General features: G+C 39.0%; 8 protein-coding genes and 1 pseudogene. All 9 read right to left on the reverse strand.

The window, feature by feature from the left end; translation table 11 throughout:
- Positions 1-914 (reverse strand): annotated as a pseudogene (locus BM123_RS24655) (serine hydrolase domain-containing protein); the annotation flags it as partial.
- Positions 915-1,153: 239 nt separating this feature from the next.
- Positions 1,154-1,612: a hypothetical protein gene (locus BM123_RS23510; RefSeq protein WP_090173569.1), complete on the reverse strand. Its 459-nt coding sequence runs from the start codon at positions 1,610-1,612 to the stop codon at positions 1,154-1,156.
- Entirely contained in the window at positions 1,609-1,758 is a 150-nt protein-coding gene (locus BM123_RS24325; protein ID WP_175489531.1) for a hypothetical protein, read from the reverse strand. The genes BM123_RS23510 and BM123_RS24325 overlap by 4 nt, the downstream gene beginning before the upstream one ends.
- Positions 1,759-1,776: 18 nt before the next feature.
- Positions 1,777-2,145, reverse strand: coding sequence for a hypothetical protein (locus BM123_RS24105; RefSeq protein WP_139212078.1), 369 nt, complete (start codon positions 2,143-2,145; stop codon positions 1,777-1,779).
- Positions 2,145-2,957 carry a hypothetical protein gene (locus tag BM123_RS23515; RefSeq protein ID WP_139212079.1) on the reverse strand — a complete coding sequence of 271 codons (813 nt, stop codon included), beginning with the start codon at positions 2,955-2,957 and terminating at the stop codon, positions 2,145-2,147. Before BM123_RS23515 ends, BM123_RS24105 begins: the two co-directional genes overlap by 1 nt.
- Before the next feature lie 726 nt (positions 2,958-3,683).
- The gene (locus tag BM123_RS23520; protein ID WP_090173572.1) at positions 3,684-4,613 is read right to left on the reverse strand and encodes a DDE-type integrase/transposase/recombinase; all 930 of its coding nucleotides are present in this window, start codon (positions 4,611-4,613) and stop codon (positions 3,684-3,686) included.
- A 191-nt stretch (positions 4,614-4,804) separates the two neighbouring features.
- Positions 4,805-5,095 (reverse strand): transposase, encoded by a 291-nt coding sequence (locus tag BM123_RS23525; protein ID WP_090173574.1) that lies wholly within the window; start codon positions 5,093-5,095, stop codon positions 4,805-4,807.
- 254 nt (positions 5,096-5,349) lie between these two features.
- The gene (locus BM123_RS23530) at positions 5,350-5,796 is read right to left on the reverse strand and encodes a hypothetical protein (RefSeq protein WP_139212080.1); all 447 of its coding nucleotides are present in this window, start codon (positions 5,794-5,796) and stop codon (positions 5,350-5,352) included.
- Positions 5,789-7,678 carry a hypothetical protein gene (locus tag BM123_RS23535; RefSeq protein WP_090173578.1) on the reverse strand — a complete coding sequence of 630 codons (1,890 nt, stop codon included), beginning with the start codon at positions 7,676-7,678 and terminating at the stop codon, positions 5,789-5,791. Before BM123_RS23535 ends, BM123_RS23530 begins: the two co-directional genes overlap by 8 nt.
- Positions 7,679-9,104 lie beyond the last annotated feature (1,426 nt).

The raw sequence follows: 9,104 nt of genomic DNA on the forward strand, positions 1-9,104 counted from the left end.
GGTGGGGCTGTGGCGCATGGCTTTTTGCTTTGGTTTAGGGCAAAGCTCTGGCGCGGAGTTGGGGTTGACAAGATGTGGTTGGTCGGACGCTTACGGTCATTCGGTGTTGACCACATTCCTGATGGGGCCACCTGAGGAGTTATTGGAAGACCTGTTTTTATAACTTTACCTTCTTTATCATGTACTAGTGCTTTTTTTTCTAAAAAACCATCCTCATTAGGTTGGACCATTGTAGTGTTTTCTAATCCTAGCGGATCAAATAAGTATTCACTCGCAAGTTCAGCTAAAGATTTCCCAAGTTCATCCTCTAAAGCCATTTGGATGATTACATACCCTCCTCCACTATAGCTCCAGTCATCTCCAGGAGAAAATTAAAATTCAATTTCTTTATCATACCTTGGTATTTTACCGTATAAACTTTCCACTATTGATGGAATGTAATCTCCTTCATAGAAATCCGCGAATCCGTGCTGACTAGTACCTGATGTATGATTCAGAAAGTGCAACCAGTTTGGTTTATTGGTCAAAATAAGTTGGGATTCAGGTAACTTCCATCTTTTGAGATAATCTTCAATAGGATCTTCTAAATTTATAAGTCCTTTCTCTTCTAAAATCAGACATAGTAAAGCGGTAATAGGCTTTGAAATGGAAGCAGTTGAAAATGCCGTATTCTCATCTATCTTTTCACTTGTTTCAAAAGACTTGAGTCCAAACTGCTTACTGTAAATAATTTCATAATCATCTATAATTGCCAAGCTAAACCCTGCAAGATTGTGCGCTGCAAGTTCATTGTCTATCTGCAAGCTATCAGTCAAGAAATCATAATTTTCGTTTTGACTTTCAACTGAAGAGGATTGGTTCTTACAACCAAAATTAATAAAGCTTAAAAGAAGAAAAATGCCTAGAATTCTCACCTCGATTTATTTTAAAGTTATTCTCATTTACCATAGCAGTAATGAGATTTGAAAAGTGAGGTACAATGTTAACGACTATTTCTAAATTTGATTTTGTTATTCTATTACTCTAGGAGAATACTCGACTAATGTATGGTTGTACAACGTTTGCGCACAACGTTTAGTACATGCGGCGTGGCGGCGTTTAGCCGACATGATCGTCATGTACATTGTTCTCTCTCGTTTTCCTTTTTTTCCACTTAATAAATTTCATTTCTTTTTTTCATTTCTTCTAAGATTCCAAGATGGTCTTTCAACCTATTTCGAAATCCAATTGGTTCTGGTTTTGCTTTCTTTGGTTTATAAGTCACAAATTCAATATTGTTGAGTAAGTCTGAATTCTGATTTAGATATTCAGAGACCTTATTATTAATCTGAATTTTTTCGTTTAATGCAATGTTCATAATCGCAACATAAATAAACGATTTGAGTTGTTCATCTTTAATTACTTTCATCTCCTCCAGTAAAAAATTGAAATTTTCTTGAGTAGAGATTTCACCGATATATCCTACTATTTGTTTTTTCAAATAAGACCTTCCATTTCTATATGCTTTCTTTAAATATCTCGAATCTCTTAAAACATAAGCTTCTCTTATCCTCTTTTGGGTAATTCTTTTTGACTTCAGATTTGATATTATTTCATTAAGCCAGTTTTTCATTTATTCGCTTGTGTTTTTTTCTTTAATGAGAGAGAACGGGAGCGCCAACGCAGCCCGCCGCCGAAAAGGCTCAACCAAAGATAGAACATATTTTTTTCAATCTCAATCTTTAGTTCGAAGATTCCGGCGGGTTGACGGTGGCGCATTGTTCCTGCATGATTTTACTAAAAATTAACCACATACTCGATTGTGAAAGTACCTACTCTATTTTCGCGATTAAAGAATTCAATATCCGAATTATAAAATACTTGAATCGTATTTTCATCTTTCCATATTGGCAGAATACTATCTGAATAGCAAATCAAAATATTCCCTATACTTTCAGAGGTAATACTTTCATTTCTATTTAAGACAGACAACTGATAGCTATTTTTTGTAGTAGCCCCACAACCAACTTCAAAGAATACTAGTTTGTAATCATTATTAGGTGAATCAGTAGTTCTAATCGTTGAAGTTTCACACTCTCCAAATAGATTACACGAAATCAATGAAATAAGAAACACTGCCAATACAAATAACTTGATTTGATTCATTAAAAAGTAATTATTACGAATTCATAATACTTTGAATCCCGATTTACATAGTCGAATTCGACGCTTTTCATTTTATCTCCATTAGCATCATAATATTGATCTATCTCCCTAACTTTCATACTCGTAGACAAGTCAAATATTTCTTCTCTTACGGGATACTCCTCTTTGTTATAATACATTACAGATTTAGTACTATCTCCAATATAGTTATAATGAATAATTTGGAAGAGAGTTGTATCATTGTAAATAAATGTATCATAGGTTAATGTCTTACCGTCTGAAATCAATATCGCATCAATTTCTCTTTCATTTTTATTAAATCGGGTTGATAGTATTGAAGAACTATTATCAAAACCAATATAGCGCAATTCTAAATTATTTAGCTTCCCCCTTTCATACATCCTTTGATACAATATAATTATAGTGTCAATTTTTGGAAAGTCAGTTCCATCAATTTGGTATGCACTATCAATGACTCCTTTCTGATTCTTAAAAACTTCATATCTCATAAAACCTGAATCTCCTAATATCTTTGATTCCTCTAAAACTAGTTGCCCTCTTGAATCAAAGAAACTTTCATTAATATACACCATATCAGCATAATAAGAAGTCAGCTTCTTGAAAATTTTATGCCCCTTATTATTAAATTTGAAATCAGCACGATATATGGTATCAATCACAACTCCAAAACTGTCAGTCATGACCTTGTACTCAACTTTATCATATGTGCCGGTAAGATTCGAACATCCAAAAAAACAGTAAATAGCAATTACTCCACCTAAGCACAATCTAGAAAACCAATATTTTTTCATTTGTATGAGTTACCTACTGATATTACCATAAACATAGTCCATTTCTTTGTCCCCATCAAATATTTATTGTAGGCATATGGAATCAGTAATTGCAGGGAACGAATGAGAATTCACGACGGATTTGAGCAAAGCGAAAATCTGTCCGTGAATTCGATTGTTCCGCGACGTTTGCGTTTCGAAGCCAAAAGATATTTCTTTTTTTTGAAGCGTCAGCTTCTTTCTTTTGGCGATTTCCTCCAGATAAGGAAGTATGGACGTGACTACGGGTAGTCTCGCCGTTCTTCCGGAGGAATCGTTACGCTGCGCCGAGGAGAGATGATCTACTGATCGTCTTCCGATGTCCGGCAGACGGACGGTTGAATACATCTATTCTCCCGGCTGCCGGAAACAAATATACCGAATGCAAAGGATCACTTTTAAAATTAACTGGTCGGTGGCCCTAAACTTTTTCCCGACTCGCATCCTTCGCAAGCTCAAGTCTTACAGACCTGTAACGACTGATAGCCAAGTGCTACAAAAGCTTCTTTTGCCGCTTTGTCTGCCCTGCCGCTACTGATTTGCCTTGAAAATCACCGCTTGCGAACGATGCTATATTCGGTCTTCCAGGCCACCTGCCCTTTGTAGTGATCCTTTGATCAAACATTCGGGCGGGTGGTTTGCCCCCTATTAATCGGACTCTCTTACGGTTATGTTTGAGAATGTGATTTTAGAGCTAGTTTAGTTGTATTAGCATACTGCGGGTGTTGGATTTTGCTGTTTACCGGCATTTGCCTGCGGCGCTGATTGGGGAAGCTGTTTTTCCTTCTTGTGGCCCTTAGAGCGGAGTCCTGCTTCCAGTTTCAAAGGGCTGTTGATCAGGTAACGAGGCACAGTAAGTTTAAAGATAAGCTTTCCACGTTTATTTTTTCGAGCAGTCACTTTTCCTTCTTTCCAGATGTCCCAAAACAGGCTAGGAGGGAGCATCGCTACCGCAGAGTGCACCCGGCTGTTGTTGTACTTCTCGTAAAAGATCGTTAGCCTGATTTCTAGTTGTTCCAGCGTCCAGAAAGTGTCATGCCGAAGGGCTAAACCTATTATGGCGTGGAAGCTTTCTACGTGCCCATTTTCTTGTGGTGTATACGGGTGAGTATAAACCTGGCAGAGGTGATTCTCCGCGAAAAATTCCCGAAGGCGGGTAGCTAAAAACTGCGGTCCGTTGTCACTGCGCACTTCAATATCAAAGCCTTTAGCCAACATGTCGGCGGGTTGTAAATGATCCTCGATTACAGCCTCCCAGGCACTTCTTACGGCCGTCCACTTCATGCTGTAACCAACACTCCAATGCAAGCCTACTCGGGTAAAGGTGTCGATAATCGTAAGAACATAAGCGTACCGCCGGTACTCTTCGACCCAAAACATCTTAATATCCATTTCTAAGAGTGTCAGCGGTTTATCAGGCCTGGCGCAGCGATGAGTAACGTAAGGGCCACGCTCCGACCTGAAGCGCTTAAGCAATAGACCTCCCTGTTTCATGAGTCGGTACACTTTTTTAGGATTGATTTGATAGCCCTGCAGTTCGAGTTGAGCCCCCATTCTTTTATAGCCACAACGAAGATCATCATCACCCTGAATGTCCTCGATCCGTTCTACGACTTCAGCGTTAGGCCGTTGGCTCAATGTCCCTGCTTCGTCGTAGTGGTTCGTATGAGTGGAAGGCTTAACGCCCGGCCGAGAACGGCGCCCCGAACCAGACGGCTTGGGACGATGATAATACTGATGGCGGGTCAGTTCAAAAACGGCCAGGGCTTCGTTTAGCTTAATGCCCTCGTCGTTGTAGAACTTGACCCGCTCTCGCTTCTCGGACGGGCTTAGCTCTTTTTTGAGCGTGCCTCTTTTAGTGCTCGGATCAAGAGTTCCTTTTCTGCCACCAATTCCTTGAGCTGACGATTTTCTTTCTCCAGATGACGTAGCTCCTTGAGCTGTTTAGCCGTTACTCCTTTCGAGAAAGCGTCTTCGCCCTGTTCCTTCAGCTTACGCCGCCAGGAGTAGTAGGTGGCTGGGTAAACGTCGTATTTAGCCAACGTTTTGGTTACTCCCTGTTCGGAAGCCTCTTTGATGATTTTGAGCTTGTCTTCGGCGGTGAATTTGCGTTTTGCCATGGTTAAAATTACAGTTTAGAACTGTAATCGAGTCTGAGCTATTAGGGGGCCGAAACACGGGGCGATAGCCCCCACAAATATTTGTTGCGCATATGTTGCGGAACGTTTGCGCACACGCAGCCGCCCTAAGGCGGTTGGCGTGTGCGCGATGTTAGGTGCATGATTTTTCAACAGCGTAAACGCAATAACATGAGGAAGGGATAGCTTGAAAGCTACCCCTCCATCAATATATATACCACTGAATTATTTGAGATTTACAAGTCTCTAGCCATCTCAAAATCCTCCTGAGTAATAACCAACAGCGTTCCATTTCCATTGTTAGGGAGCCGATCTGATAAAAATGGGTCTTTCGCTGCTTCAAAACAGTTTGGAGATTCATTTATCAAACTTCTTCCTAAAGTGCAGTCGTATCCTTTACCGTTCGAAAACACGTACTTAATTCTTCCAACTTCACATGCAAAACCTGCATATAGAAACTCTCTATAAAAGCAAATTTCCTTTCTTTCGCCAGGGGCAATAACTATAGAGTCTATAGGAGGGAGTTCGGGAACGTCATATGTGAATATCTTAACGGAACTATTGGACTGGTTCTCAACCATACCAAAGAATACTATTAGCTCATCATCTATAGTAACACATCTGCTAAAATTGGTCAGTAAAAGCAGAGAGAAAAAGATGAAATTGATTTTAAACCTATTCATCCTGTAGCCTTTGTAGTACATCTCTCACATAAGAGAATACTTCTTCTAAGTTGGCTTCAGTAGGGTTAGAATGATCTGACACTAAAGCGTTCTGAAGTTGAACAAGAGTCCTACTGTCATCTAAGCTTTCTTGAAGTTGTTGAATGGTATAACCACTTACATTCTCATTGGGTAAAGGGCCTGTTCCTCCTCCGAATACGACTTGTTGGTTCAGATTATCATTCAAGTCGATAAAGAGAGAGGTGTACTCAGTCATATTTGCTGGTGCGATTCTTTGGCGTCTATGATTCCACCCGATAAAGCGGTTAGAGGCGCGGAAATAACCTGGAGCAATTCGACTATAGCGTTCATTCACAACGATTGTTTCAACACCTTCAGCCCAGCTTTCAATTAGCAAATCACGATGTTTGGCATCGAATAACCCACCGATACCCAAGAACATATTTCTATCAGAAGTAAAATGACCTGAGTGTGTTAGCTCGTGGATTGTAGTCGCATAAATTTGGTCACTAGATTTCCTTTCAGTCCCAGTTACAGTACCACTAGAATTGAAAACTTCTTGTCTTCTTGTTACCCTGATCTCACTGATAAAAATCGGTGCTAGTTGAGGGGTAATTGGACTTAATACAGGAAATTGAATCTGTCCAAAATAAATATAGGGGAGAAAATTTGATGAACCAGAGCTATTGTACTTTGCAGAAATTCTCACCCCATTTCTTGGAGCATTGAGACCAAATTCATCAGGTCTGACCCAATCAAATGTATAATCAGCCGCTGCATTGTGAATTAATGCATAAAAGTGGGATCTTCCTCCGAGACCAAAATGCTGGTTCCAGGGTTCTCTCTTATAAATCTTTTGTCCGCGATGTATCGCATCCCAGAAAATTGTCCCTGCTTTTACTACAAAACGTGCATCTCTAGGCTTAAAATGGACCGTGTACTTTACACGTTTAGTTTTGGTGGATGAGGTGGCGAAGTTCCCATCTACATCAGTTTCACCAACTCTGATGCGCAGCCATCCCCACTTCCGAACAACAATCTTTGCATTACGAACCCCAAGAATGTTATTGGGCAGATTGAGGTCTGAAAGAATATCCTCTTCAACGGTCACCCGCCCAGAGGGAGTCCAATTTCTCCTTTTTTCAAATGAATTAACTTCAGAAAAATCAATCAAGACCTCATCGAAGGGAATTCCCTGATTGATGACTTCCTCATACGACATTACCGTTGTAGGGTCAGGATTGTCTCTGTCTATATAAACATATGTTTCTTTCTCCTCAACGTCCAATTTCCCGCTTAGACGCAAAGCTTCCGTGTTTAGTTCGTAGTAGAAATCTAGAGCTTGAAGCTCTTCTTCAGTTGGGTTTTCACCCGTTTCATCTTCAGGAGTGAAGTGTAAATCTGCTAGATGTTCAGCCTGAATTCCGGAGGGCAATGGATAATTGACGGGCACAACTGAATAGTAGTAAGTAAAGGGACTACCGCTAGCGGCTACAGCAGGGTCAACATAATTTTCCCCGTCCGTTTGTGTACTATTTTCGTAAGGTGTGTCCGAGACACTTAGCGTTTCATCTCCTACTAGTGTTTCATATTCTGTACTGTCAGTAGGGAGGAACCGATAGTATCGATGAGTTACTGTGATTTCATAGTCTCCAGAGCTTTTCTGTTCGCCTACTTCTGCTTTTCCTGGAAATTTTGTAGCTGTAGGATTTATGCGTAAGCTTTCCAGTGCTAATTGCATGTTTTCTACACTACAAGGAATATCCGTCTTAGTCTGGAGGATTTCATTAGTACTTGCAGGTGATAGAGGTTCTTCTTTCTCGCAGGAGTTAAAGAAGATCATCAGTATTACTACTGATAACAAATATATGTTAATTTTCATCTAAGATGAGTTTAGCCCAATTCAAAACCAATTTTAATAAAATACAAAATTGATTTTTTTATTAGGTAGATGATAGGATGTTTCTTAATGGCAAACATAGCCCTTTATATCGGTAACATTCAATTTTAATCAATTTTTTTTGGCCATACGATAAAAATAATTAAATCCCATTTTAGGACAAGTCATACTGCTTTCTTTTGCACCTAACGTGGGCAGCCACGCAGCCCGCGCTCGCCACCAAAGATAGGGCAAAGCACGGAATGATTCCTCCCCCAAAACGTCAGCGCCACCCTATTGACGATCCGCACGGGTTGACGTGGCTGCGGTGTTGCCTGCATTTAATTTTCGTTAGTCTTATACATTCATATAAATAAATTGCTCACTATCTCATTTAAAAACTCATGCGTATGGCTACACCTAGAAAGTCATTCCAGGTGTTATCATTATCGTATCACTAACTATTAAAGTAATTTTATTGAATACTTCATTAACAAGGATAGGCTTGCATAAAATTCACTTTTCTATACCCTTAACTTGTAAGAATAATTTGAGAAAATCGTCCTTAAATTAATGGATTAGATTGGTACTTAAAATTTTCATGAAGAATTCACATGGGGATTCAGTATATGGTAGAGTGAAATATCTTAACTATGATTTTCTCGGAGAATACTTCATACGTTATTAATTTTGAATTTTTCCTCTTGTATTAATGGTTACCTAGAAGTTACGAAACTAGTTTAAGCTAAAATTGAACGTAGATGACAATGCCTATACAGATGATCTATTGTATTAATTAATTGCTGAACTCAATTTTAAAATCATAGTTTCATTGACCATAGTAAGCTTACTATTTGTAATTATAGGTATAATTGGCATTTGCTTATCTAGTATGATTTCGGTTCCATTTTTGTCATTTTACTTGATTCTAAATAGGTTGAAGGATACTCCTAGATTCAATAAGTGGGCATAACCAAATTCGCCCTCATTATTCATTCGGAATGGAGTCAAATTGTAGTTGACAAATGGTCCAAAAGATTTAATCAAATTATATTTTGCGCCAAATTTAAAGCCGATGTAGTGATCAAATGAACTAAACTGTGAGCCTATATTATTCATTGTAGGCATAAATGTTATTCTTTCATAAACATATAGGTATGAAAGACCAAAGTCAATCTCGTAGTTTCGTCTTTTTATTAATTTTGATATTGAAATTGTATGAGCAAAATTCTTTTCAGTAAACCGTCCATTTGGATTTCCAGACCCTATCAAATACATGCCTACATTACTCCAACCAAGGTTTATCTTCAATTTACCTTTGATTCTTGCCTCTAAGAGCGTGTCTAAAATTATGATTTCTTCGATATAAAGGCTGTCAGTCGTATTTTGTAAGTCGCCAAACTATACAGAATATGACCAAGCAGTGGGC

The organism is Neolewinella agarilytica, from assembly GCF_900110645.1.
GTDB classification, from domain to species: Bacteria; Bacteroidota; Bacteroidia; order Chitinophagales; family Saprospiraceae; genus Neolewinella; species Neolewinella agarilytica.

Bases quoted from the DNA above. Each gene is read 5' to 3' on its own strand.
- BM123_RS23510 (WP_090173569.1), bottom strand. From the start codon at position 1,612: ATGAAAAACTGGCTTAATGAAATAATATCAAATCTGAAGTCAAAAAGA.
- BM123_RS24325 (WP_175489531.1), bottom strand. From the start codon at position 1,758: ATGCGCCACCGTCAACCCGCCGGAATCTTCGAACTAAAGATTGAGATT.
- BM123_RS24105 (WP_139212078.1), bottom strand. From the start codon at position 2,145: ATGAATCAAATCAAGTTATTTGTATTGGCAGTGTTTCTTATTTCATTG.
- BM123_RS23515 (WP_139212079.1), bottom strand. From the start codon at position 2,957: ATGAAAAAATATTGGTTTTCTAGATTGTGCTTAGGTGGAGTAATTGCT.
- BM123_RS23525 (WP_090173574.1), bottom strand. From the start codon at position 5,095: ATGGCAAAACGCAAATTCACCGCCGAAGACAAGCTCAAAATCATCAAA.
- BM123_RS23530 (WP_139212080.1), bottom strand. From the start codon at position 5,796: ATGAATAGGTTTAAAATCAATTTCATCTTTTTCTCTCTGCTTTTACTG.
- BM123_RS23535 (WP_090173578.1), bottom strand. From the start codon at position 7,678: ATGAAAATTAACATATATTTGTTATCAGTAGTAATACTGATGATCTTC.